Origin of the sequence: Actinoplanes sp. NPDC049598, from assembly GCF_040675435.1 — a bacterium.
Lineage (GTDB): Bacteria > Actinomycetota > Actinomycetes > Mycobacteriales > Micromonosporaceae > Actinoplanes.
This window is the reverse complement of sequence record NZ_JBFAOX010000001.1, coordinates 573,252-597,231: the sequence shown is the minus strand read 5'-3', so window position 1 is coordinate 597,231 and position 23,980 is coordinate 573,252. Positions and strand designations below refer to the sequence as shown.

General features: G+C 71.9%; 21 protein-coding genes. 12 read left to right on the top strand and 9 right to left on the bottom strand.

The genetic code is table 11. From position 1 onward, the window contains the following. Window positions 1–29: 29 nt before the first annotated feature. The 4 genes from AB0J66_RS02950 to AB0J66_RS02935 all read right to left on the bottom strand — a co-directional run bounded on the left by AB0J66_RS02950 (window position 30) and on the right by AB0J66_RS02935 (window position 4,546). Window positions 30–917, bottom strand: coding sequence for a universal stress protein (locus AB0J66_RS02950; protein ID WP_364655148.1), 888 nt, complete (start codon window positions 915–917; stop codon window positions 30–32). After that, on the bottom strand, window positions 914–3,301 hold the full coding sequence (locus AB0J66_RS02945) for a phosphoketolase family protein (protein ID WP_364655147.1): 2,388 nt from the start codon (window positions 3,299–3,301) through the stop codon (window positions 914–916). Before AB0J66_RS02945 ends, AB0J66_RS02950 begins: the two co-directional genes overlap by 4 nt. Before the next feature lie 86 nt (window positions 3,302–3,387). Next, on the bottom strand, window positions 3,388–4,131 hold the full coding sequence (locus AB0J66_RS02940; protein ID WP_364655145.1) for an SDR family NAD(P)-dependent oxidoreductase: 744 nt from the start codon (window positions 4,129–4,131) through the stop codon (window positions 3,388–3,390). Between the two features lie 10 nt (window positions 4,132–4,141). Further along, window positions 4,142–4,546 (bottom strand): hypothetical protein, encoded by a 405-nt coding sequence (locus AB0J66_RS02935; RefSeq protein ID WP_364655144.1) that lies wholly within the window; start codon window positions 4,544–4,546, stop codon window positions 4,142–4,144. 273 nt (window positions 4,547–4,819) lie between these two features. On the opposite strand from AB0J66_RS02935, the gene AB0J66_RS02930 reads away from it, so the two are divergent. Further along, window positions 4,820–5,488, top strand: coding sequence for a site-2 protease family protein (locus AB0J66_RS02930; protein WP_364655142.1), 669 nt, complete (start codon window positions 4,820–4,822; stop codon window positions 5,486–5,488). Window positions 5,489–5,521: 33 nt separating this feature from the next. After that, complete coding sequence (locus AB0J66_RS02925; protein WP_364655141.1) at window positions 5,522–6,013, top strand: hypothetical protein; 492 nt, start codon at window positions 5,522–5,524, stop codon at window positions 6,011–6,013. Between the two features lie 52 nt (window positions 6,014–6,065). Here AB0J66_RS02925 and AB0J66_RS02920 read toward each other — a convergent pair whose 3' ends face one another. Then, complete coding sequence (locus AB0J66_RS02920) at window positions 6,066–6,500, bottom strand: hypothetical protein (protein ID WP_364655140.1); 435 nt, start codon at window positions 6,498–6,500, stop codon at window positions 6,066–6,068. Window positions 6,501–6,882: 382 nt separating this feature from the next. On the opposite strand from AB0J66_RS02920, the gene AB0J66_RS02915 reads away from it, so the two are divergent. Both AB0J66_RS02915 and AB0J66_RS02910 read left to right on the top strand, forming a co-directional pair. Further along, window positions 6,883–7,605, top strand: a complete 723-nt coding sequence (locus AB0J66_RS02915; protein WP_364655138.1) for a universal stress protein — start codon at window positions 6,883–6,885, stop codon at window positions 7,603–7,605. Between the two features lie 105 nt (window positions 7,606–7,710). Continuing rightward, entirely contained in the window at window positions 7,711–8,037 is a 327-nt protein-coding gene (locus AB0J66_RS02910; RefSeq protein WP_364655137.1) for a hypothetical protein, read from the top strand. A 45-nt stretch (window positions 8,038–8,082) separates the two neighbouring features. On the opposite strand, the gene AB0J66_RS02905 is transcribed toward AB0J66_RS02910, so the two are convergent. From AB0J66_RS02905 to AB0J66_RS02895, 3 genes are read right to left on the bottom strand one after another with little or no spacing between them, the layout of a single operon-like run. Then, window positions 8,083–8,772: a CBS domain-containing protein gene (locus tag AB0J66_RS02905; RefSeq protein ID WP_364655136.1), complete on the bottom strand. Its 690-nt coding sequence runs from the start codon at window positions 8,770–8,772 to the stop codon at window positions 8,083–8,085. Between the two features lie 10 nt (window positions 8,773–8,782). Beyond that, complete coding sequence (locus AB0J66_RS02900; protein WP_364655135.1) at window positions 8,783–9,418, bottom strand: SRPBCC family protein; 636 nt, start codon at window positions 9,416–9,418, stop codon at window positions 8,783–8,785. After that, window positions 9,415–10,455, bottom strand: a complete 1,041-nt coding sequence (locus AB0J66_RS02895; protein WP_364655134.1) for a zinc-dependent alcohol dehydrogenase family protein — start codon at window positions 10,453–10,455, stop codon at window positions 9,415–9,417. The genes AB0J66_RS02900 and AB0J66_RS02895 overlap by 4 nt, the downstream gene beginning before the upstream one ends. 131 nt (window positions 10,456–10,586) lie before the next feature. Between AB0J66_RS02895 and ppdK the strand changes: the two genes are divergently transcribed. The 4 genes from ppdK to pflA all read left to right on the top strand — a co-directional run bounded on the left by ppdK (window position 10,587) and on the right by pflA (window position 17,324). After that, entirely contained in the window at window positions 10,587–13,181 is a 2,595-nt protein-coding gene (ppdK, locus tag AB0J66_RS02890; RefSeq protein ID WP_364655133.1) for a pyruvate, phosphate dikinase, read from the top strand. A 66-nt stretch (window positions 13,182–13,247) separates the two neighbouring features. Further along, the gene (adhP, locus tag AB0J66_RS02885; protein ID WP_364655131.1) at window positions 13,248–14,282 is read left to right on the top strand and encodes an alcohol dehydrogenase AdhP; all 1,035 of its coding nucleotides are present in this window, start codon (window positions 13,248–13,250) and stop codon (window positions 14,280–14,282) included. 73 nt (window positions 14,283–14,355) lie between these two features. Continuing rightward, window positions 14,356–16,593, top strand: a complete 2,238-nt coding sequence (gene pflB / locus AB0J66_RS02880; RefSeq protein WP_364655130.1) for a formate C-acetyltransferase — start codon at window positions 14,356–14,358, stop codon at window positions 16,591–16,593. Then, complete coding sequence (gene pflA, locus AB0J66_RS02875) at window positions 16,593–17,324, top strand: pyruvate formate-lyase-activating protein (RefSeq protein ID WP_364655128.1); 732 nt, start codon at window positions 16,593–16,595, stop codon at window positions 17,322–17,324. Before pflB ends, pflA begins: the two co-directional genes overlap by 1 nt. A gap of 5 nt (window positions 17,325–17,329) precedes the next feature. Here pflA and AB0J66_RS02870 read toward each other — a convergent pair whose 3' ends face one another. After that, window positions 17,330–17,971: a response regulator transcription factor gene (locus tag AB0J66_RS02870; protein WP_364655127.1), complete on the bottom strand. Its 642-nt coding sequence runs from the start codon at window positions 17,969–17,971 to the stop codon at window positions 17,330–17,332. An 83-nt stretch (window positions 17,972–18,054) separates the two neighbouring features. Here AB0J66_RS02870 and AB0J66_RS02865 point away from each other — a divergent pair, with 83 nt between their 5' ends. From AB0J66_RS02865 to AB0J66_RS02850, 4 genes are all read left to right on the top strand, one after another. Beyond that, window positions 18,055–19,779: a GAF domain-containing sensor histidine kinase gene (locus tag AB0J66_RS02865; RefSeq protein ID WP_364655125.1), complete on the top strand. Its 1,725-nt coding sequence runs from the start codon at window positions 18,055–18,057 to the stop codon at window positions 19,777–19,779. Between the two features lie 78 nt (window positions 19,780–19,857). Beyond that, a complete protein-coding gene (locus AB0J66_RS02860) occupies window positions 19,858–20,589 on the top strand; it encodes a nitroreductase (RefSeq protein ID WP_364655123.1) in 732 nt (243 codons plus the stop codon). A 7-nt stretch (window positions 20,590–20,596) separates the two neighbouring features. Next, window positions 20,597–21,463, top strand: a complete 867-nt coding sequence (locus AB0J66_RS02855) for a universal stress protein (RefSeq protein WP_364655121.1) — start codon at window positions 20,597–20,599, stop codon at window positions 21,461–21,463. Beyond that, complete coding sequence (locus AB0J66_RS02850; protein WP_364655119.1) at window positions 21,460–23,934, top strand: cation-transporting P-type ATPase; 2,475 nt, start codon at window positions 21,460–21,462, stop codon at window positions 23,932–23,934. Before AB0J66_RS02855 ends, AB0J66_RS02850 begins: the two co-directional genes overlap by 4 nt. The last annotated feature ends 46 nt before the right edge of the window (window positions 23,935–23,980 follow it).

Here is a 23,980-nt window from a genome sequence, read left to right as displayed (position 1 = left end):
TTCAGGGTTCGCCGGCGCCCGCCGCCGGGTCAGGGCCGAACGTCCCGGCTGCCCGGTCCCTCGGGTCCGTGCCGCGGCACCACGAGCACGGGCCGGTAGGTGTGGTGCAGGGTGGCCATGGCGACGCTGCCGAGCACGATCTCGCGCACCGCCGACCGGCCCCGTGAGCCGACGGCCACCACTGCGGCGTGCGCCTCACCCGCTTGCCCGGCCAGCGCGGCGGCCACCGCCCGGCCGTGCTCCAGATGGCCGCCGGCCGGGCGCACCCGGACCAGATCGGCGACCTCGCCGTCCGGTGGCCCGTCGCCGTCCTCCGCGTACACCGGTACGACTGAGCGCCCCGGCAACAGATGCGCCACGCCCTGCCGGGCCGCCTCGGCGCCGGCCGAGCCGTCCCAGCCGAGCAGCACCGGCCCGGTGTCCAGGACCGCGCGCTGAGCCTCCAGCAAGGGATGAGGCACCACGAGCACGGGACAGGCCGCGCCGTGCACGACCATGTCCGACACGCTGCCGAGCACCGCCCGCGCGCCGGTGAGGCCGCGCGAACCGACCACGATGACCTCCGCGCCGAACTCCTCCGCGATCTCGCAGAGTTGCAGCCCCTCGCCGCCGTAGGTGCGGCGGATCGCCGGCTCGGCCCGCCATCCGTAGGGGGCGGCGAGCGCGACGCCCATGGTGGCCAGCCGTCTGGCCTCGGACTCGCCTTCGTGCTCGACCGCCGCGACGAACTCGTCGACCCCCGCGGTCCCCCGCCACAGCCGGCGCCGCAGCGCCTCGCTGGCGAACGGGGGTGTCCAGACGTAAACGATCCGTGCCCGGGCCGCGGGGAACAGCCGGGCCGCGACCTCGATCGCGGCTCCGGCCGGCAGGGAGCCGTCATAGCCGAGCAGAGCGGTGGGACCGGCTGTCTCGCTCACGGGCGCCGTCCCTCCAATGCCCAGTTCCGCACCTCGGGCATGTCCTCGAGGTGCTCGACCACGTATCGCTCGTGACGGACCAGCTGCTCCTGACACCACTTCTTCAGGTCCTCGGCGCCGCGCGGCAGCCGCTTGGCGTTGTTGATGGCGTCCATCACCAGGTGGTAGCGCGACACCCTGTTGCGTACCGTCATGTCGAACGGGGTGGTGGTCGTGCCCTGCTCGATGAAGCCGCGCACCCGGAACCGGTCGGCGTCGGGCCGGCCGTGCACCAGCTGATGGATGGCCCCTGGGAATCCGTGGAAAGCGAAGACCACGTCGATCGTGTCGGTGAACAGCTCGGTGAACAAGGTTTCGCTCATCCCGTGCGGGTGGTCCCGGCGACGGATCAGCGTCATCAGGTCGACCACGTTGACCACGCGCACGTTGAACTTCGGCAGCCGCTCGCGCAGGATCTGCGCCGCCGCCACCGTCTCCATCGTCACGACGTCGCCGGCGCAGGCCAGCACGATGTCGGGATCAGTCCAGTCGCTGCACGTGCCGGCCCAGTCCCACACGCCGGCGCCACGGGCGCAGTGCTCGATCGCGTCGTCCATGTTCAGCCACTGCAACTGCGGCTGCTTGTCGATGACGATCAGATTCACGTACGAACGGGAACGCAGGCAGTGGTCGGCCACCGACAACAGGCAGTTCGCGTCCGGCGGCAGGTAGATCCGGCTGACGTCACCACGCTGGTTGAGCACCACCTGGAGGAGGCCGGGGCCCTGGTGGGAGAAGCCGTTGTGGTCGTTGCGCCAGGCGGTCGAGGTCAGCAGCACGTTGAAGCTGGGCACGCGCGCTCGCCAGGACAGCTGGTCCGCCTCCTGCAGCCATTTGCTGTGCTGGACGGTCTGGGAGGCGCTGACCATGGCGAACGCCTCGTACGTGGCGAACAGTCCGTGCCGGCCGGTGAGGTTGTAACCCTCGAGCCAGCCGTGGCAGTTGTGCTCGGAGAGCACCTCCATCACCCGCCCGGACGGACTGATCGCCACGTCGTCGCCGGTGACGTGCTCCATGAACGCCCGATCGGAGACCTCGAAGACCGCGCCGAGCCGGTTGCTGTTGGTCTCGTCCGGGCTGAACAGCCGGAACCGGTCAGGATTGCGGCGGTACACGTCGCGGACCAGCTCGCCGAGGCGCCGGGTGGACTCCGCCTGCTCGGTTCCGGGGCTCGGCACAACGATCGCGTAGTCGCGGAAGTCCGGCAGGTCGAGCTCCCGCGTCAGCAGGCCGCCGTTGGCGTGCGGGGTGGCGCTCATCCGCTTGCCACCCTCGGGCGCCGCCTCCCTGACCAGCGCGACGGGCGTCCCCGCAGAATCAAAGAGCTCGGCGGGGCCGTACGACTTCAGCCACTGCTCCAACAGCGCCAAGTGCTCTGGGTTCTCGCGGACACCGGCCAGCGGCACCTGATGAGCCCGGAACGTGCCGCCGACCTGAACGCCGTCGACCTCCTCCGGACCCGTCCAGCCCTTGGGGGTTCGCAGGATGATCAGCGGCCACCGGGGCCGGCTGCCGTCGCCGCCCGCCGCCTGGATCGCCTTGATCTTGTCGTAGGCCGTGGCCAGGGCCGCCGCGAAGCGGGTGTGCATGCCGGGCAGGTCGGACCCCTCGACCTCGATGACCTCGTAGCCGTGGCCGCTGAGCAGCTCACGCACCTCCGCCGGATCTTTCCGGGCGAGCACGGTCGGCCCGGAGATCTTGGCCCCGTTCAAATGCAGGATCGGCAGCACGGCGCCGTCGTGGGCCGGATTGATGAAGGAGATGCCCTTCCACGAGCCCTCCAGCGGCCCGGTCTCGGCCTCGCCGTCACCGACCACCGCGATCGCGAGCAGATCAGGGTTGTCCATCACCGCGCCGAACGCGTGGACCAGCACATAACCCAGCTCGCCACCCTCGTGGATGGAGCCGGGCGTGGTCACCGAGACGTGGCTGGGGATGCCGCCGGGGCTGGAGAACTGCCGGAACAGCCGCAGCATGCCCGCCTCGTCCCGGCTGACGGCGGGATAGATCTCGCTGTACGTCCCCTCGAGCCACCCGGCCGCGACCAGGGCGGGACCGCCGTGCCCGGGCCCGGTCAGGTAGAGCGTCTCCTGCCCGGTGTGGCGGATCAGCCGGGACACGTGCGCGTAGACGAAGGAGAGGCCGGGGCTGGTGCCCCAGTGGCCGAGGAGCCGGGGTTTGATGTGCTCCGGTTTGAGCGGCTCCCGCAGCAGGGGGTTGGCCTGCAGGTAGATCTGGCCGATGGTCAGGTAGTTGGCGGCCCGCCACCAGGCGTCCAGCTGGGCGATTTCCGCCCCGTCCGGATCGGCGAGCGCGTGGAGCAGATCGGGCGCGATCGTGGTCACGATGATTCCTTCCGCAGAGCCGGCCGTCCTCCCGACCGTAGGACCGCGGTCTCGGCGGCCCTAGGGGCTTTCGGCCCGGGTCGCTGTCACTGAGCCGTATAGCCGCCGTCGGTGAGCAGGTACGAGCCGGTCGTGTTGGAGGCCCTGTCCGAGGCGAGGAACGCGACCAGTTCGGCGACCTCCTCCGCCCGGCCCAGCCGGCCCAGCGGGTGCAGGGCGCTCACCCCGGCGATGACCTCCTGGTCGGCCGTGGCCAGCAGCGGCGTGTCGATGAAGCCGGGGCCGACGCTGTTGATCCGGATGCCCTGCTGGGCGTACTCGATCGCCGCGGACTTGGTCATCCCGACCACACCGTGCTTGGCCGCCACGTAGGCGACCGCCATACCGAATCCGACCTTCCCGAGGATCGAGGCCATGTTGACGATCGAGCCGCCACCGGAGGCCAGCATCGCGGGGATCTCGGCCCGCATGCTGTAGAACACCCCGCTCAGGTTGACGCCGATGACCAGCTCCCAGCCGTCCAGCGGGTAGTCGCCGGTAAGCGCCTGGGGGCCGCCGACGCCGGCGTTGTTGACCGCCACGTCGAGGCGCCCGAACGCCTCCACGGTCGCGTGCACCATGGCGGCACAGCCCTGCGGATCCGAGACGTCCACCGCGTACGGGATGGCGGCGTCCCCGATCTGCTTGGCCACCCGTTCGGCGGCCTCGGCGTCCCAGTCGGCCACGACCACCTTGGCGCCGCGGCGGGCCAGCAGCACCGCGGTGGCCTCACCGATGCCCGACCCGCCACCGGTCACGATCGCCACCTTGCCCGCAAACTCCTGCTGCATCTCAGCCTCCTCAACTGGTTCTCGTCGCAACTGTCACTTCCTCGCCGAGGACCCTCAACGGGCATGACAGCCGATGTCGCACGGCCTGGAGAACCGCGGCATCACGCCGATTCACCGGTTTTCCCACCACCATCAGGGCAGAGCCGCGGGCGCCGGCCACGAGCGTCACCGCCGCGTCGAGGCCGGCGCGGACGGCGACCGTGCATTCGACGCCGGGATACTTCTCGCCCCAGCGCTCGATCGTCTCGGGCACCCCGGTCGCCGCGAAGGACGCGGCCGCACCGGCGACCACCACCCGCAGCGGCACATCCCGTCCCTGGGCCTCGGGGAAGGCGACCCGCAGGACATCCTCGGCCGACTGCTCGGCCAGAATCCCGGCAACGACGGGGCCTTGGACGCCGGCGCGGTGGGTCATGATCGCTCCTCAGGCCGTTTCTCGTACCCTCAGCGTCCCGCTGGGGCCGGCGATGAGGCAGAGCCGAAGGTCCCGGCGGGTGAAGACGTCCGCTCCGCAGCGGCACCCCGGGAAAGAGCCACGTGACTCTGCCTCCGGCGGCGACAGGTGCGCGATGGTGGTAGCGGGAGGCGAGCGCCATGCGCCAATCCATTCGCCTCGGGCAGATGCAGGGCATCGCGGTCGGGCTTCACTGGTCCACCCTGGTGATACTCGGTCTGCTGACACGGTGTCGTGGCCACGGTCCGGCCCCGGCAGGCCGGAGGTTATGCCGCCGCGGCCGGGTTCGCCGTTCTCCTGCTCGGTTCGCTCTTCCTGCACGAGTACGCGCATGCCCGGGTCGCCCAGCGTCACGGCATCCGGGTTCGCTCGATCACCCTGTGGATGTTCGGCGGCGTCTCGGAGCTCGACGGCGATCCGGAGCGCCCGCGGGCCGAGCTGGCGATCGCCCTGACCGGCCCGGCGGCCACCGGCGCCGTGGCCGGCGCCTGCCTGCTCGCGGTGGGGCCGGCCCATTCCGCCGAAGCCGGTCTGCTCGAGGCCGGTTTCGGGTGGCTCGCCGTGATGAACCTCGTGCTGCTGCTGTTCAACCTTCTGCCCGCGGCGCCGCTGGACGGTGGCCGGGTGCTGGCCGCCGTCATCTGGTGGATGGTCGGCGACCACGCGGCCGCCCATCGCGCGGCCGCCGTATCCGGCGTCGTGTTCGGTTCGGCCATGGCGATCGCGGGCCTCCTGCTGTGCCTGACGACCGGGGCCTTCGGCGGCCTGTGGCTGATCCTCGTGGGCTGGTTCCTGGCTGTCAGCGCCCACTACGAGCGAGCCGCCGACGCTGCCGGTGGCACCGCTGCGCCCGGCCGTGGTCCTGGACGGGGCCCGGCCGTGCGGAGTTCCGACCGCCGGTGATCTCACCCGGCTGGACCGTGAGGAGGCAAGACGATGAGCGGACGCGGTATTCGCATCCTGGATCCCCGGACCGGGAAGCTGACCGGGAGGTGTCCCGGGCCGGCCTCGTCCGGCGAGTGCCCGCTGGCCGGCGCGGACGGGGTCGTGCCGTGCGCCGGGCTGCTGATCGAACCGGTCAGCGCCGATCCGGAGTACTGGCCGCTGGCCGTGCCACGCGGCTACCGGCACTGTGATGTGCCGTGGAACGAACGGGCCCGGGCCTACATGCGTAAGGCTCAGCGGTCCCACGCCCGGTGGGCCGAGGGCCTCGAGCAGGAGACCAGCCGCATCTTCCGGCTCGCGGCGTCCGGTGACCGCCGGTACCGGGACATGACCGACTACCAGCTCAGGACGACGGCGCTGTGGCGCTGGCGGAAATCGCCGTTCGCGGAGGCCGACCGGCGCCGGGAGGAGAGGTCGCGGCACCGTGCGGGCGTCTATCTGAGCTTCGTCCGGCATCGCCGCGGATCGGCCGGCAAGTCGTGAGGCGGCCGAGCGTAACGGCCCGGGCGAGCAAGCCCGGGCCGTTCGGGGTTCGTCAGGCGGCGGCGGGCACGGCGGGTTCGATGGACGGCGTCGCTATCGCCGTGCCATTGCCGGGGTCGAAGAAGGACGCGGCGCCGAGATCGGCGGTGAGCCGGACTGGGCGCCCGATCGCCACGTCGGCTCCTTGCCCGACCTTCGCCGTCCACAACTGGGTGCCGGCTGATTCGTCCACCGCGACCGGCACGTCCCTGTCGGCGGCGGTCCGCAGCCCATCAGCCGGAGGTGCAAGGAGCACGTGCTTCTCGTCTCCGAGCGACTCCACACCCAGCGGTACCACTTCGAGCGCTGGTCCGTCGTCGTCGGCCGGCGAGAACGCTGCCGGTCGCAGGCCGATGACCAGCGGCTTACCCAGATACTTCCGGAGGCTGACATGGTGCCGGAGGGAGTCCGGGAGCGGCAGCATCCGTCCGCCGAGCTCGGCGGTCAACCGGCCGTCGTCCTCGCGCGGAGTGATCGTGGCGAAGTTCATGCTGGGCGAGCCCCCAGAGTCATCGCCTCGATCTGGTCGTGCGTGACGTAGACCGTGGTGGCGAGGGTGGCCAGCACGGCGACCAGGGTCACGCGCCACACGTGCCGCTTCTTCTCCGGCGGCTCCGGAACCGCCGGGAGCCTGATTGTGGGCTGATCGGACATCGCACACCCCCGGCTTTTTCCCTTCACCGTGCGCCGGACGGCGGAGCGCGACCAGAGGCCGACGTCGGGTCGCGGGAGGACCAACGGACCCGGCCCGGCCGCCTCGGCGTGACCGACGGCTCTGGCCGGCCGCGACCGGGCGGGCTGAGCTTGAGGGGCGGGTTGGGGAGGTGGCCATGGACGGACGCAGGTCGGCCCGGGTGCTGGCCGGCTACGACGGGACGCCGGCGGCGAAGTTGGCCCTCGAGGTCGCCTCGGCCCTGCTGCCGTGCACCCACGCCTGGGTCACCTGCTTGTGGACAACGCTGCCCGACGCTGCCGGCGCGGCTGCGGAACGCCTGATCGCGGTGGCCGAGCGGGACGCCGAAGTCAAGGCCCACCGCCTGGCGTCGGCCGGGCTGGCCGTGGCCCGGTCGAACGGGTGGTCGGCCGAGCCATGGGTCGAGCGGGGACACGGCGCCGTCGGCCGCCGGCTGGCCGAGCTCGCCGGCAAGCTCGGCCCCGACCTGGTGCTGGTCGGCACGAGCGGAGCCGGCGGCGTCGCTTGCGACGTCGTACGATTCTGCTTCCAGCCGGTGCTCGTCGTCTGCTCGCCCTTGCCGGTAATCGCGCGGGCGGCCCTGCGCGAGGGGCCGGTTCTGGTCGGCTGCGACGGATCGGTCGGCGCGGAGCGGGCCCGCGAGGTCGCAGGCCGGCTCTTCGACGAACGCCGGCTGGTGACGCTCACGGTGCCGCACGCCCGGCGGTCCGGCGGATCACTGGCCCCGGTGGTGGCCGAGACACTCGCCACAGGCGCAGACCGCGAACGGGCGGCCGTGGTCGTCGTCGGCGCTCCCCGCAGCGCCCTGACAGCGGCCGTTCTGCGCCGGATCACCCGCCCCTTGCTCGTCGTTTCCTGAGTCATCGGCCGGCCCGTCGGACCGGCCGGCTCGGGTCTTCGGGCCCTCTCGTCGCCTCCGGGTAGCGCCTACCTTGGTCAGTGGGAGCCCGGAAGGAGGGCCGGCATGAGCGTCATCGGCAAAGTTCTGTGCGTGGCCGGGCGACATCGAGGCCAGTGGTCCTACCCCGGCCGCCGATGCGAGAGCGTCCGGGTCTGCGAGGTCTGCGGCAGGACCGAGGAACGCGTGCAGCACAGCTGGGGCGAGTTCGCCTTCGTGGTCCCCGGTGGATGCGACCGGGTCCGCCGGTGCGGGCGGTGCGGCGCCACCGACTCGTGGCCCGAACACGACTGGGGGCCGTGGCGCTACGCGAACTGGGAGTTCAACTCGCCACAGATGCACACGTGCAAGCGCTGCCACGCGACCGAGCGCACGTCGCCCACCTACCGCTGAGCATTGAGGCTCGCCGGCCCGCGAACGGGCCGGCGTGGCCGTTTCTCAGGCCGAGCCGAAGCCCAGGCCGGTGGAAAGCATCTCCCGGTCGTCGATGTCGTACGTCAGCTCGCCGTCGACCTCGACCACCCCCGCCACCTGCCGGGTCAGCCGCCGGGCGATGTCCGCAGTCGACCAGCGGTCGGCCCGCCCGGCCAGCGTCACCACGCCCTCCTCGACCGTGACCGTCACCGACGTGTCGGAGCCGATCAGATACCTGCCGAAGACACCGTCGACGATCTCGCCCTTGATCTCGTCGTCCGGCCGTAGGTGCACCTTGAGCAGATCGCACCGGGTGACGATGCCGAGGAGCCGGCCCCGGTCGTCCACTACGGGCAGCCGCTTCACATCCTCGTCGTCCATCGTGCGGGCGGCGGCAGCGAGCGGGGTGCCGGCCCGGGCCGTCACCGGGGGGCTGCTCATCAGGTCGGCGGCCGTGCTCGCGAGCGCCTTCGCGCGCCGGCCGCGGCGCCGGCGGCTCTCGAACATGCGGGGCTGTTCGTCGCCCACGTACTCGATCTTGCGCAGCAGGTCGGCCTCGGAGACGACGCCGGTCACCCGCTCGAACTCGTCCACGACGGGCACCGCGCTAAAACGCCGGCTCACCAGCAGGTCGACCAGCTCGCGGTAGGAGGTGGCCGGTCCGGCGGTCACGACCGCCTCGGTCATCACATCGTCCACGGTCCAGGTCTTCATGGTGTCCTCCTCACTGTGCGACCGTGACGGTCGACGGCGTGCCCTGTTCGGCCCGCCGCCGGATTCCCCGGAGCATCCGGTGCTCCATGACCAGGCTGCCGGGCCCCATCAGCACGTCGTAGACGAACCTCTGTGACTCGGGCGGGGTGAGACGGTTCCGGCTGATCAACCGGGTCCGTCCGCCGGCCGGGCGCAGCTCGAAGGTCCACACCCAGGTGCCGTCGGTCGATCGGAGAGCCAGCACCCGGTCCCGGTCACAGATCTCGACCCGCATGCCGGGCCCGTTGCTGCCGAGCGGCAGGACGTCACCGACGGCCAGGTCCTGGAACTGCGGCAGGATCTCGTCGGCGCTGTGCATGTCGAGGCCGAACAGATTCTCGATCCAGTCGTAGGTGTAGGCGCCGCCCCGGCCGCTGCCCATCTGCACCAGCCACGGCCAGATCGCCGACGGCGGCGCGCCGATCGAGATCGCCCGAGTCGAGATGATCCGCGCGGCCGGCAGCAGGTCGTCGCCCGGCATCGGCCCGTACGCCTCCTCGGGTGCGGCGCCCCAGGTGATGTACCGGCGCTGAGCCGGTCGCGACAGGGCAGCCACCACAGCCGCGGCCGTCAGACCGGCCGCGGCGGCCACAGTCCCCATCCTCATCGCGACAACACCACCTTGAGCGCGCCCGAACGAATCGGGTCCGCGAAGACGTCGTACGCCTGCATGAAATCGCCGAGGGCGAAGCGATGGGTCACCAGGTGGCCCAGGTCGAACTGGCCCGCCACGAGCATGTCGAGCAGCTTCGGCGTCGAGAAGGTGTCGACCAGACCGGTGGTGATGGTGACGTTGCGGATCCACAGGTCTTCCAGATGCAACGTTGCCGGCTTGCCGTGTACGCCGATGTTGGCGACTCGACCGCCGGGGCGTACGAGCGAGGCGCACAGCTCGAAGGTCTGCGGGGTGCCGACGGCCTCCATCGCGACGTCGGCGCCGAGCCCGCCCGTCAGGGCCTGCACGGCCTGGACCGGGTCGTCGGCGCCGGCGACCACGGTCGTGTCCGCGCCGAACATCTTCGCGGCCTGCAGGCGGCTCTCCGCTTTGTCGATCACCACGATGTGCGCCGGCGAGTAGAGCCGCGCGGTCAGCACGGCCGCCAGGCCGATCGGCCCGGCGCCCACCACCACCACGGTGTCGCCCGGCCGCACGTGGCCGTTGAGCACGCCCACTTCGTACGAGGTGGGCAGGATGTCGGCCAGCAGGACCGCCGATTCGTCGCTGACCTGCTCCGGCAGCTTGTACGTGGACAGGTCGGCGAACGGGATCCGGGCGTACTCGGACTGCACCCCGTCGATCAGGTGGCCGAGGATCCAGCCCCCGCCGCCCAGGCACTGGCCGTACGCGCCCGCGCGGCAGAACCGGCAGATACCGCAGGCCGAGATGCAGGAGGCGAGCACCCGGTCGCCCGCGACGAGGCCCGCCACACCGTTCCCGGTCTCGATCACCGTACCGACCGCCTCGTGGCCGAGGACCCGGCCGGCCGCCACCTCGGGCACGTCGCCGCCGAGGATGTGCAGGTCGGTGCCGCAGATGGTGACGGCGTCGACCCGGATGATCGCATCGCGCGGATCCTGGATCCGGGGATCGGGGATCTCCGTCCAGGACCGCATCCCCGGCCCGCCGTACACAAGACCTCTCATTACCGTCTCCCTTCCGGTGTCTGTGCCTTCCACGCTGGCCCTGATCCGTCCCGTCCAGTAGGGACGTCCGGCCCTACAGGCCGGGTCCTCGGCCGGGTTACCAACGAGGAGAAGAGAGGGGTGCGACCGGCATGACCAGATACGTCTACGACTTCACCGAGGGCCACAAGGATCTGAAGGACCTGCTAGGCGGCAAGGGGGCCAACCTCGCCGAGATGACCCGCATGGGACTGCCGGTGCCACCCGGCTTCACTGTCAGCACGGAGGCCTGCCGCGATTATCTGCACACCGGCCGGATGCCCGAGGGGCTGCTGTCCCAGGTGCAACGCCACCTGGAGCTGCTGCAGACGCAGATGGGCAAGACCTTCGGCGACGCCGACGATCCGCTGCTGCTGTCGGTGCGGTCCGGCGGCAAGTTCTCCATGCCCGGCATGATGGAGACGATCCTCGACATCGGCCTCAACGACGCCAGCGTCGAGGGCCTGGCCCGGCAGAGCGGCGACGAGCACTTCGCCTGGGATTCCTACCGCCGGCTGATCCAGATGTTCGGCAAGACCGTGTTCGACGTGCCGGGCGAGGACTTCGACGCGATCGGGCCCGGCCAGCCCCGGGATCTGGTGGTCGCGTACAAGAAGGTCTTCCTGGCCCACACCGGCCGCGAGTTCCCGCAGGCTTCGCACGAGCAGCTGTTCCTGGCGATCGGCGCGGTGTTCCGGTCGTGGAACGCCGAGCGCGCCGTCCTCTACCGCCGCCAGGAGCGCATCCCGCAGAATCTCGGCACCGCCGTCAACGTGATGGCCATGGTCTTCGGCAACCGCGGGGAGGACTCGGGCACCGGGGTCGCCTTCACCCGCGACCCGGCGACCGGCCGGCGCGGCGTCTACGGTGACTACCTGCAGAACGCCCAGGGCGAGGACGTGGTCGCGGGTATCCGCAACACGCTGAGCCTGCACGAGCTGGCCGCCATCGACGCGGCGAGCTACACCCAGCTCCTGTCCGTCATGGAGCGCCTGGAGCAGCGCTACCGCGATCTGTGCGACATCGAGTTCACGATCGAGAACGGCAAGCTGTGGATGCTGCAGACCCGGGTCGGCAAGCGCACACCGGCCGCCGCCTTCGTGATCGCCGCTCAGCTGGTCGACGAGGGCACCATCACCCTGGACGAGGCGCTGCAACGGGTCACCGGCGAGCAGCTGGCCCACCTGATGTTCCCCAGCTTCGACCTCGCCTCCGCTCCACCGCCGTTGACCACCGGCGTGGCCGCGTCCCCGGGCGCCGCGGTCGGCGCGATCGTCTTCGACTCGGCCGCCGCGGCCGCCGCGACCGGTCCGGTCATCCTGGTGCGGCGCGAGACCAACCCGGACGACCTGCCCGGCATGATCGCCGCACGCGGCATCCTGACCTCCCGCGGCGGCAAGACCTCGCACGCCGCCGTCGTCGCCCGCGGCATGGGCAAGACATGCGTCTGCGGCGCCGAGGAGCTCACCATCGAGGGTGAGACGGTCACCGTGAACGGGCGCACCCTGCGCTCCGGCGACGTCATCTCGATCGACGGCACCACCGGCCGGGTCTACGCCGGCGAGGTCCCGGTCCGGCCGTCGGAGGTCGTGCGCTACTTCGAGGGTCAGATCACCGCGCACGGCGATCCGCTGCTGTCCGCGGTCGAGCGCCTGATGATCCACGCCGACCACCGGGCCCGGCTCGGGGTGCACGCCAACGCCGACACGGGCGCCGACGCCGCACGGGCCCGCCGCTTCGGCGCCACCGGCGTCGGACTGGCCCGCACCGAGCACATGTTCCTCGGCGAGCGCCGGCAGCTGGTGGAGCGGCTCATCCTCGGCGACCCGAGCGCCCTGGACGACCTGCTGCCCCTGCAGCGCGCCGACTTCGAGCAGCTCTTCGAGGCGATGGACGGACTGCCGGTGACCGTACGGCTGATCGACCCGCCGTTGCACGAGTTCCTGCCGCCGCTGGAGGAGCTGACCGCGCGGGTGGCCCGGGCCGAGGCGCTCGGCGAGGACCCCGGGCGCGACGGCGTCCTGCTGATCGCGGTGCGCCGCATGCACGAGCAGAACCCGATGCTGGGCCTGCGCGGCGTCCGCCTCGGCCTGGTGATTCCCGGTCTGTTCGCCATGCAGGTCCGGGCGGTGGCGCAAGCCGCGGCGGCCCGGGTCGCCGCGGGCGGCGAGCCGCGACCGGAGATCATGGTGCCGCTGGTCGGCGCGGTCCAGGAGCTGGAGACCGTACGGGCCGAAGCCGAGTCGGTGCTGCAGAGCGTGCCCGGCGCGCCGCCGATCCGGATCGGCACCATGATCGAGGTGCCGCGGGCCGCCCTGACCGCCGGCGAAATAGCCGGTGCGGCCGAGTTCTTCTCCTTCGGCACCAACGATCTGACCCAGATGACCTGGGGCTTCTCCCGCGACGACGTGGAGGGCGCGTTCTTCGGCCGCTACCTCGGGCTCGGCATCTTCGCGGTGTCGCCGTTCGAGACCATCGACGCTGACGGGGTCGGCGAGCTCGTCCGGATGGCCGTGACCCGCGGCCGGGCCGCCCGGCCCGATCTGACCGTGGGCGTCTGCGGCGAACACGGTGGCGACCCGGCCTCGGTCCGGTTCTTCCACGAGGCCGGCCTGGACTACGTGTCCTGCTCGCCGTTCCGCGTGCCGATCGCCCGGCTCGAGGCCGGTCGCGCCGCGAGCGGGGCAGCGGGCTCGGACAGCCGGTGACGGTCCCGGCCGGCGGGGGTCTATCGGCCCTACTGCGGTGATCCACGTCGGCCGAGACTTCGGAACGTGAACAGCAAGAAGGAGGACATCATGCGTGCAGCCGTGGTCACCGCTTTCGACCGGCCGCTGACCGTCCGGCAGATGCCGCTGCCCCTGCCGGGCCCCGGCCAGATCCGGGTCCGGATCGAGGCGAGCGGGCTCTGCCACACCGACATCCACGCCGCCCGCGGCGACTGGCCCGTCAAGCCGGCCCCGCCGTTCGTGCCCGGTCACGAGGGCGTGGGCATCGTCAACAACGTCGGCCCGGGCGTCACCGAGCACAAGGCCGGTGACCGGGTCGCCGTGCCCTGGCTCGGCCGGGCCTGCGGCACCTGCGAGTACTGCGTCAGCGGCCGGGAGACGCTCTGCGAGACCCAGCTCAACACCGGCTACTCGGTCGACGGCGGGCACGCGGAGTACCTGATCGCCGACGCCCGCTACGCGGTGGCGGTGCCGGAGGGCATCGACCCACGTGAGGCCGCCCCGCTGACCTGCGCCGGCGTCACCACGTACAAGGCGGTCAAGGTCGGCGGGGTCAGCCCGGGCGACCGGGTCGCCGTCTTCGGCATCGGCGGCCTCGGCCACCTGGCCCTGCAATACGCGCAGATCTTCGGTGGCACCACCATCGCGGTCGACGTGACCGAGGAGAAGCTCACGCTGGCCAAGGAGCTGGGTGCCGCCTACACCGTCAACGCGGCCCTGACCGACCCGGTCGCCGCGATCGAGGCGCTCGGCGGCGCCGACGTCGCCGTGGTGCTCGCCGCCGACCCCCAGGTGGTGGAGCAGGCTCACGCCTCGCTGCGCCGCGGCGGCCGGCTGATCCTGGTGTCGCTGCCCAAGGACAACGCCATGTCCCTGCCGATCTTCCAGACGGTCCTCAAGGGGCTGCAGGTGATCGGCTCCATCGTCGGCACCCGCGCCGACCTCGCCGAGGTGTTCCGCCTGCACGCCGAGGGACGCACGAAGGTGTTCTACGAGATCCGTCCGCTCGAGAAGATCAACGACGCCGTCGAGGACGTCCTGGCCGGCCGGGTACCGGCCCGGTTGGTCCTTGTGCCCTGACCGGGCCGGGACCTCCGGCCCTGTCCCCCGCGGGCGAGCCGGGCCAGGCTGAAGGAAGACGAAGGAGGAGTTCATGGCCCCCACATCGCACGACGCCTGGCACGGCTTCCGCGGGACGCAGTGGCGCGAGACGATCGACGTCGGCGGCTTCATCCACGACAACATCGAGCCGTACGCCGGTGACGCCTCGTTCCTGAGCGGGCCGACCCACCGCACGGAACGGATCTGGCGGCAGCTGCGGCGCATGTTCGCCGAGGAACGCCGGCGGGGTGTCTACGACGTCGACGCGCACACCCCGTCCACGATCACCTCGCACGAGCCCGGCTACATCGACCGGGACCACGAGCTGATCGTCGGGCTGCAGACCAGCGCCCCGCTGCGCCGCGCGATCATGCCCAACGGAGGCCTGCGCATGGTCCAGGCCGGGCTGGCCGCGTACGGCTTCAGCCTCGACCCGGCCGTGAAGACGATCTTCAGTCAGTACCGCAAGACCCACAACGACGGCGTTTTCGACGCCTACCCGGCCGACGTCAAGGCGGCCCGCCGCTCGCACATTATCACCGGCCTGCCGGACGCGTACGGCCGCGGCCGCATCATCGGCGACTACCGGCGGGTCGCCCTCTACGGCGTGGACCGGCTCATCGCCGACCGGCGCGAGCTCAAGGCCTCGCTGGACGCGCGGCTGTCCTCCGAGGACGTCATCCGCGACCGTGAGGAACTCGCCGAGCAGATCCGGGCGCTGGAGGAGCTGCGCTTCATGGCCGACCGGTACGGCTATGACATCTCCGGCCCGGCGGCCACCGGCCGGGAGGCGATTCAGTGGCTGTACTTCGCCTACCTGGCCGCGACCAAGGAGCAGAACGGCGCCGCCATGTCGCTGGGCCGCACGGCCAGCTTCGTGGACGTCTACCTGCAGCGCGACATCACCGAGGGCCGGCTCACCGAGCAGGACGCTCAGGAGCTGGTCGACGACTTCGTCATCAAGCTGCGCATCATCCGGTTCCTGCGCACCCCGGAGTACGACGCGCTGTTCTCCGGCGACCCGACCTGGGTCACCGAGGCCCTCGGCGGCATCGGTTGCGACGGCCGGCCGCTGGTGACCCGCACCAGCTTCCGCTACCTGCAGACCCTCTACAACCTCGGCCCGGCGCCCGAGCCGAACCTGACCGTGCTGTGGTCGCCGGCGCTGCCCGAGGGGTTCAAGCGGTTCTGCGCCCAGGTCTCCATCGACACCAGCTCGATCCAGTACGAGAACGACGAGCTGCTCCGGCCCGCCTACAGCGACGACACCGCGATCGCCTGCTGCGTGTCGGCCATGCGCGTCGGCAAGGACATGCAGTTCTTCGGCGCCCGGGCCAACCTGGCCAAGGCCCTGCTGTACGCCATCAACGGCGGCCGGGACGAGCTCAGCGGCGAGCAGATCTTCGAGGCCGATCCGATCACCGCTGACGTGCTCGACTACGAGACCGTGATCGCAGCGTACGACAAGACGCTGGACTGGCTCGCCGAGACCTACGTGGACGCGCTCAACGTCATCCACTACATGCACGACAAGTACGCCTACGAGCGCCTCGAGATGGCCCTGCACGACTACCCCGTGCACCGGTTCCTGGCCACCGGCATCGCCGGTCTGTCCGTGGCCGTCGACAGCCTCAGTGCCATCAAGCACGCCCACGTCAAGGTCTTGCGCGACAAGACCGGCCTGGCCGTCGACTACGCGGCCGACGGTGACTTCCCCACCTTCGGCAACAACGACGACCGCGCCGACGCCATCGCCGTCGACCTGGTGGAACGCTTCATGGCGAAGATCCGGCGGCAGCCCGCCTACCGCGGGGCCGAGCCGTCGCTGTCGGTCCTGACCATCACGTCCAACGTCGTCTACGGCAAGAACACCGGCAACACCCCGGACGGCCGGCGGGCCGGTGAGCCGTTCGCCCCCGGCGCCAACCCGATGAACGGCCGCGACAAGCACGGCATGGTGGCCGCGGCCCTGTCGGTGGCCAAGCTGCCCTACCGGGCCGCCCGGGACGGCATCTCCCTGACCATCACGGTCACCCCCGACGGACTGGGCCACTCGTGCGACGAACGAATCGGCAACCTGGCCGGCGTGCTCGACGGCTACACCGACGGCGGCGGCTTCCACATGAACGTCAACGTCCTCGACCGCGCCACCCTCGAGGACGCGATGGCCCATCCGGAGGAATATCCGCAGCTGACCATCCGGGTCTCCGGGTACGCGGTCAACTTCGTCAAGCTCACCACCGAGCAGCAGCGCGACGTCATCTCCCGCACCTTCCACGGGTCGCTGTGATGACCACCGGCGCCGTCCACTCCTTCGACCTCTCCACCGGGGTGGACGGGCCGGGCACCCGCTTCGTCGCCTTCCTGGCCGGCTGCCCGCTGCGCTGCCAGTACTGCCACAGCCCGGACACCCAGTACCGGCGCAACGGCGTGCTCGAGACGGCCGGCGAGCTGCTGACCGAGATCCGCCGCTACGAGCGCTTCCTCAAGGTGGCGCACGGCGGGGTGACCCTCAGCGGCGGCGAGCCGCTGCAGCAGCGCGACTTCGCCCGCGAGGTGCTCCAGGGCTGCAAGGACATGCGGTTGCACACCGCGCTGGACACCAGTGGCTTCCTCGGCGACCGGGCCGACGCCGCCCTGCTCGACGCCACCGACCTGGTGCTGCTCGACATCAAATCCGGCGACCCGGCCACCTACCGCGAGGTCACCCGGACCGGCCGCCTGGCTCCGACCGTCCGTTTCGCGCACCGCCTGGCCGATCTCGGTAAACCCATCTGGGTCCGGTTCGTCCTGGTGCCCGGGCTCACCGACGACCCGGCCAACGTCGACGCCGTCGCCGCCATCACGGCCGGCGTGCCGACGGTCGAACGCGTCGAGGTGTTGCCGTTCCACCGGCTCGGCGCCCCGAAGTACGCCGCGCTCGGCCGGCCTTTTCCGCTCGCCGGCACGCCGTCGCCGGACATCGCCCTGATCGAGCGAGTACGGCGTCAGTTCCGTGAGCACGGTCTGACGGTGTTCTGACGGCTTCAGTGCGGATGCTCGCCGAGCAGGCGGGTGGCCAGCACCGCGGCCTGGGTGCGGCGCTCCAGGCCGAGCTTGGTGAGCAGGCTGGACACATAGTTCTTCACCGTCTTCTCGGCGAGGAACATCCGCTCGGAGATCTCCCGGTTGGTCAGGCCCTCGGCGATGAACTCCAGGATCCGTCGTTCCTGATCGGTGAGCGACCGCAGCTCCCGCGGCTGCTCCACACCGTGCCGGATCCGTTCCAGGACCCGCTGGGTGACCGCCGGGTCGAGCAGGGACTGCCCGGCCGCCACCCGGCGCACGGCGTCGACCAGATCACTGCCGCGGATCTGCTTGAGCACATAACCCGAGGCCCCGGCCATGATCGCCGCGAACAGCGCCTCGTCGTCCTCGTAGGAGGTGAGGATCAGGCCCTTGATCGTGGAGTCGACCGCCCGCACGTCCCGGCACACGTCGATGCCGCTGCCGTCCGGCAACCGGGCGTCGAGAACGGCCACATGCGGCCGCAGCGCGGGAATGCGATGCGTGGCCTCGACGGCGAGACCCGACTCGCCGACCACCTCGATGTCACCCTCGGCCTGCAGCAGGTCGACCAGGCCACGGCGGACCACCTCGTGGTCGTCGAGCAGATAGACGCGAATCACCCTCTCTTTCTACCGCCCGGGCCGACCGAGTCAAGGCCAGGCGGCCGGTTCCCCTTCACAACCCCTGGCGCTAGCGTGGGCCCATGGCCGAACGGCTGCCGGACGACGACCGGATCGATCCGCCTTCGCTGGGTCTCAGCCCGCTGTCCCGCGTGCGGCTCGACGAGCTCCTGCAGGAGATGCTCGATCGGGTCGGCGACGTGATGACCAGCAGGGAACGACTCCGTTCCCTGCTCGACGCCGTGGTCGGGATCGGCAGCGACCTCGAGCTGCGCAACACCTTGCAGCGCATCGTCGAAGCCGCGTGCGCACTGGTCGGCGCGCGGTACGGCGCCCTCGGGGTGATCGGAGCCGACCGTACCGACCTGGCCGACTTCATCACCCACGGCATGGACCCGGTGACGCACGCGAAGATCGGTGATCTACCTCGCGGCCGCGGTGTGCTCGGCCTGCTCATCACCGACCCCCGCCCCGTGCGGCTGCCCGACATCCGCCGGCACCCGGATTCGTTCGGCTTCCCGCCGAACCATCCGCCGATGCACAGCTTCCTTGGCGTGCCGGTGCTGACCCGCGGCCAGATCTTCGGCAACCTCTACCTGTCCGAGAAGCAGGGAGCCGATCAGTTCAGCGACGACGACGAGGAGATCGTGGTCGCGCTCGCCGCCGCGGCCGGTGTCGCCATCGACAACGCCCGCCTCTACGCGCTGGCCCGGCGGCGGGAGCGTTGGCTGGCGGCCAGCGCGGAGATCACCGGCGTCCTGCTCGGCACCGTCCGCCGCACCGAAGCTCTGGGGCTGATCGCCCGCCGCGCCCGCGAGGTGGCCGGCGCCGAGCTCGTGCTCGTGATGCTCTACGAGGAGGAGGAGGCCCGCTACATCATCGAGGTCGCGGAAAGCGCCGACCGGGCGTACGCCGGTCTGGCCGGTAAGAAGGTCTCGGTCGATCCGGCCGCAGCGGCCGAGTTCGGCCGGGAGAAGTACCGGCCCGTGGACAACCTCCGGACCGCCACCGCATGGCCCGGGCCGGTGCCGGACAGTCCGGCGATGGCCGTCCCGCTCGCCGGACCGGACACGTTGCATGGGGTCCTGATCGTCACCCAGCCCGCCGGCCAACCACCCAGCGACGAGGAAGCGGTGCAACTGTCAACATTCGCTGGTCAGGCCGCCCTGGCGCTCGAGCGGGCCCGCGCCCAGGAGGAACGCCAGCAGCTCGCCGTGCTGGAGGATCGCGAGCGCATCGCGCGTGACCTGCACGACGTGGTGATCCAGCGGCTGTTCGCCACCGGCATGCACCTGCAGGGCGCCGTTCACCAGGCGGTCCGACCCGAGGTGGCCCAGCGGATCAACACCGCGGTCGACGACCTGGACGCCACCATCCGTGACATCCGGCGCTCGATCTTCGAACTGCGCACACCCGTCGGGCCGTCCCTACGGTCCGAGCTGCGCGAGGAGCTGGAGGCGGCGGCCGAAGCGCTCGGTTTCCATCCCGTCCTGGACACGTCGGGGCCGGTCGACAGCGCGATCCCCGACGACTTCAAGTCGGAGATCCTGGCCGTTCTCCGCGAGGCGCTGTCGAACACAGCCCGGCACGCGCAAGCCAAGAGCGCCCGCATCTCCCTGCGGGCGGCCGACGGCGAGGCCGTGCTCTGCGTCGAGGACGACGGCGTCGGCTTCGATCCGGCCCGGGCCCGGGGCGGGGTGATCAGCATGGGCGACCGGGCCCGTCAGTTCGGCGGCTCATTCGAGGTCGGGCGCGGATCGAACGAGGAGGGGACGATTCTGACATGGCGAGTACCACTTCCGGGCTGAGACGGGACCTTCGACTCTGATCGATCATCCGGCGGGGCGGCACCGTGGTGAGAGACCGGACAACGGAGGTTCGCCGCTATGACACCGCTCGAGCAGGCCGCCCGCGCGGCCCAGAACGCGCCGTCGATCTTCAATTGCCAGCCGTGGAGCTGGCGGATCACCGGCACCAGCATGGAGCTGTTCGCCGATTTCGAGCGCCGGATCGACAATGTCGACTCTGACGGCCGCCTGCTGCTGCTCGGCTGCGGCACGGCGCTGCACCACGCCCGCACCTATCTGGCCGCGGCGGGCTGGGCCGTGACAGTCGAGCGGCTGCCCGACCCGGCGCGGCCCGAGCTGCTGGCCCGGCTCCACCTCGGAAAGCCGGTCCCGCCGGACCCCGAGGCGGTCCGGATGGCCGGCGCTATCGCACGCCGGCGCGCGCAACGGCGCGGGATCGGGAATCGGCCGGTCACCGAGTTCGAGCTGACCAAGCTGCGCCGCTTCGCCGAAAGCGAGGGTGCCGGCCTGCACACCGTCCGCACCGACGAACAAGGCGCCGTCTCGGTCGTCCTCTTCGGCCGCGGCGCCCGGCCGGGCGACCTGCTGCGGGCCGGGGAATCCCTGTCCGCGCTGCTGCTGCTCGCCGCCGCCGACGGCCTGTCCGCCACTTCGTTGAGCGACGCCGCCGAAGTGGCCTGGCCGCGTCAGCTGATCAGCGACAGCGGCGTGCCCTACCTGATCGTCCGGCTCGGCTACCCCGCCGGCCGCGAGCCGGCGCCGGCCACGCCCCACCACGACCTGCGTGACCTCATCACCCTCACGAAGTAGGTGACCCATGGGTCGCTCGATCGCGGCCGGGATCGGCGGGAACAGCGGATGGCGGGCGCTGACCTGGGCCGTCAACGAAGCCGAGCGGAACAGCGCGCGGCTGGTGCTGCTGCTGTACGTCCGCCCGCCGGGGTCACCGCTGGACCCGCTCGCCGGCGAACTCGGCCCGGCCGAGCTCGAGCTGGTCGATCCACCGTTGGCCCGCGCTGTCGTCCGGGCCCGGTCGCGCCTCGGCGGGCACCGCGTCGCGCTGCTCGCTCCGCGCGGCGAGCCGGCGGCGCGGCTCGCCGCCGCTTCCACCGGCGTACGGCTGCTGGTGATCGGCGAGGGCACGGGCGGCCGGACCGTGCGCCGGGTGGTGCGGCACGCCTGTTGCCCGATCGTGGTGGCCCGGTCGGAGACCCGGGAGTCGCGGGGCGCCGCGCTGGCCGGACACGTGGTGGTAGGCGTGGACGGCACCGCGGCGAGCCGGGCGGCGCTGGACTTCGGCTTCGCGTTCGCCGGCGAGCACGACCTGCCCCTGGCCGCCGCCCACGTCTCGCCGGCGAGCCGGGACGACTACTTCAACGACGACGTGACCTTGTCGGCGCACTTCGCGATCGAGCCGGCCGCGCTGGAGTTGCTGGCCGCCGAGACGGAGCCGTTGGCGCTCAGACATCCTGGCCTGCCCGTGCGGCGGGCGGTCCTGCACGGTTCGGTGATCGAGGGGCTGGACCGGGCCGGCTACGGCGCCGCATTGCTCGTCCTCGGGGACATGCGCCGCGGCGTCGTCGGCCGGGCTCGCACCGGCGACGTCCCCCTCGCTGTCGCCACCCGGGCGCCCTGCCCGGTCGCCGTCGTACCGGCGGACCAGCGCGAAGGAGATCCGCTGTGAGCACCGTTGTCACCACGACCGGATTGACTGCGGCCGAGGCTGCCGCGCGGCTGGCCGCCGACGGGCCCAACGTGGTCGAGGCGCTCCCGCCACGCCGGCTGTTCGGCCGGATCGTCCATCAGCTCGCCGACCCGCTGGTCGCGCTGCTGCTCGCCGCGGCGATCGTCACCACGCTGCTCGGCGACCTGCCGGACACCGCGGTGATCCTCCTGGTCGTCACCGTCAACACGGTCATCGGCGTGGTCCAGCAGGTCCGGGCCGACGCGGCCATCGCCGCGCTGGACCGCCTGGCCGCGCCCACCGCCCGCGTCGTGCGCGACGGCCAGGACCGCATCGTGCCGGCCGCCGAGCTGGTCCGGGACGACTTCGTCCGCCTCGAGGCCGGCGACGTGGTCCCGGCTGACCTGCGACTCGGCGAGGCCGAGCGGGCCGGCTTCGACGAATCGGCCGTGACCGGCGAATCCGTCCTCGTGCATCGCGCCTCCGGCGGAGAGGCAGCCGCCGGCACCGTGCTGGCCACCGGGCGGGCGGCCGGCACGGTGATCCGCGTCGGCCCCGCGAGCACGCTCGGCCGGATCTCCGCGCTCGTGGCCCGGACGCGGCCCGGGCCGACGCCGTTGCAGCGGCGGATCGCGACGTTGGGCCGGGTCCTCGGCGTCACGGCGGTCGCCGTCTCCGCTATCGTGTTCGCCCTGGGCGTCCTCGGCGGGCAGCCGCTGGCGCGGATGGCCATCACCGCGGTCAGCCTGGTCGTGGCGGCGGTGCCGGAGAGCCTGCCGGCGGTGGTCACGCTCGCTCTCGCGCTCGGTGCCCGGCGGATGGCCCGGACCCGGGCCATCCCGCGCCGCCTGCACGCCGTCGAGACGCTCGGCTCGGTGACCGTGGTCGCCTCCGACAAAACAGGCACTCTCACCCAGAACCGCATGTCGGTGCAGCGGGCGGTCACCGCCGGTGGAACCCGGTACGCCGTTCGCGGCGCGGGTTACGACCCGGCCGGTGAGATCAGCGCCGCGGAGGACACCGCCGCTTCGGGTGAGGAGCTTCTTCTACTCGCCCGCGCGGGCCTGCTCTGCAACGACGCCAGCCTCGTCGCGCCCACAGCGGACCGGCCGGAGTGGACCGCGGCCGGCGACCCGATGGAGGCGGCGCTGCTGGCCTTCGCGGCCCGCTGTGGCCTCGACGCCGCGGCCGAGCGTGCGGCCGCGCCCCGGGTGGCGGAGCATCCGTTCGACCAGGCGGCGCGGCGGATGACGACCGTGCACCGCCGGCCCGGCGGCGATTTTCTGGTCGTCTGCAAGGGCGCGCCCGAGGGGGTGCCGAGCGACGCCGGCGCGGCCGCCGAGCTGGCCGCCCAGGGGCTGCGGGTCCTCGCCGTCGCCACCGGGTTCACCGCGGACCCGGCCGTCTTGCCGCCACTGCGGCCGGCCGGGCTGGTCGGCATCGGCGACCCGCTGCGCGCCGGCGCCCGGGACACCGCCGCCGCGTTCGCCCGTTCCGGCGTACGGCTGCTGCTGATCACCGGGGACCATCCCGCGACAGCCGCCGCCATCGGCACTCAACTCGGAATTATCGGCCCGGGCGACCGCGTCGCCGAAGGCGGGTCGGGCGACGGTGAGGCTCGGGTCCACGCCCGCGTCCAGCCGGCCGAGAAGCTCGACATCATCGCCGCCCTGCAGCAGCAGGGCGAGGTGGTGGCGATGACCGGCGACGGCGTCAACGACGCGCCCGCGTTACGCCGGGCCGACATCGGCGTCGCCATGGGCAGCGGCACCGAGGTCGCCCGGCAGGCGGCCGAGCTCGTGCTGGTCGACGACAACCTGGCCACGGTGGCCACCGCCATCGGTGAAGGCCGCCGCATCTACGACAATATCCGCCGTTTCCTGCGTTACGGCCTGTCCGGAGGCATCGCCGAGTTGCTGGTCATGCTGGCCGGTCCGCTGCTGGGCATGCCGCTGGCGCTGCTGCCGGCCCAGTTGCTCTGGGTCAACCTGCTCACGCACGGCGTGCCGGGCGTCGCCCTGGGCGCGGAACCGGCCGAGGCCGGTGTCCTGGACCGCCGGCCCCGATCGCCACGCGAATCCGTGCTCGGCGACGGCCTGCTGGCGAGCGTGCTCGCCGGTGGGATCTGTGTGGCCACCGTCGTTCTGACCGCCGGCCTCGTCGCCCACCACAACGGGCGCCCCTGGCAGTCCGTCATGTTCGTCGTGCTCGGTCTCGCCCAGCTCGGGGTGGCCCTGGCCGTCCGCGCCAAAGCGGCGCCGGGCACCCCGCGCAACTGGTCGCTGCTCGCGGCCGTCGCCCTCTCGGCACTCCTCCAAGTCGCCGGGGTGCTGGTCGCGCCGCTGCAAACGCTGCTCGGCACCGAGACGCTCTCCCCCCTCGAGCTGCTGGCCTGCGCGGCCGTCGCGGTCGTGCCCGGACTGGCCCTGCGCCTGCCGACCGGCCCCGTACGGCGGGTCCTGCGCCTCTGACCGCCGGGCGGCGCCGGGCGCACCGTGAAGAACGAGGCAAAGGAGA

Coding starts and splice junctions, on each gene's coding strand:
- AB0J66_RS02910 (WP_364655137.1), top strand. CDS start 7,711: ATGAGCGTCATCGGCAAAGTTCTGTGCGTGGCCGGGCGACATCGAGGC.
- AB0J66_RS02895 (WP_364655134.1), bottom strand. CDS start 10,455: ATGAGAGGTCTTGTGTACGGCGGGCCGGGGATGCGGTCCTGGACGGAG.
- AB0J66_RS02915 (WP_364655138.1), top strand. CDS start 6,883: ATGGACGGACGCAGGTCGGCCCGGGTGCTGGCCGGCTACGACGGGACG.
- AB0J66_RS02905 (WP_364655136.1), bottom strand. CDS start 8,772: ATGAAGACCTGGACCGTGGACGATGTGATGACCGAGGCGGTCGTGACC.
- AB0J66_RS02860 (WP_364655123.1), top strand. CDS start 19,858: ATGACACCGCTCGAGCAGGCCGCCCGCGCGGCCCAGAACGCGCCGTCG.
- pflB (WP_364655130.1), top strand. CDS start 14,356: ATGGCCCCCACATCGCACGACGCCTGGCACGGCTTCCGCGGGACGCAG.
- AB0J66_RS02865 (WP_364655125.1), top strand. CDS start 18,055: ATGGCCGAACGGCTGCCGGACGACGACCGGATCGATCCGCCTTCGCTG.
- ppdK (WP_364655133.1), top strand. CDS start 10,587: ATGACCAGATACGTCTACGACTTCACCGAGGGCCACAAGGATCTGAAG.
- AB0J66_RS02935 (WP_364655144.1), bottom strand. CDS start 4,546: ATGACCCACCGCGCCGGCGTCCAAGGCCCCGTCGTTGCCGGGATTCTG.
- AB0J66_RS02900 (WP_364655135.1), bottom strand. CDS start 9,418: ATGAGGATGGGGACTGTGGCCGCCGCGGCCGGTCTGACGGCCGCGGCT.
- AB0J66_RS02855 (WP_364655121.1), top strand. CDS start 20,597: ATGGGTCGCTCGATCGCGGCCGGGATCGGCGGGAACAGCGGATGGCGG.
- AB0J66_RS02925 (WP_364655141.1), top strand. CDS start 5,522: ATGAGCGGACGCGGTATTCGCATCCTGGATCCCCGGACCGGGAAGCTG.
- AB0J66_RS02940 (WP_364655145.1), bottom strand. CDS start 4,131: ATGCAGCAGGAGTTTGCGGGCAAGGTGGCGATCGTGACCGGTGGCGGG.
- pflA (WP_364655128.1), top strand. CDS start 16,593: ATGACCACCGGCGCCGTCCACTCCTTCGACCTCTCCACCGGGGTGGAC.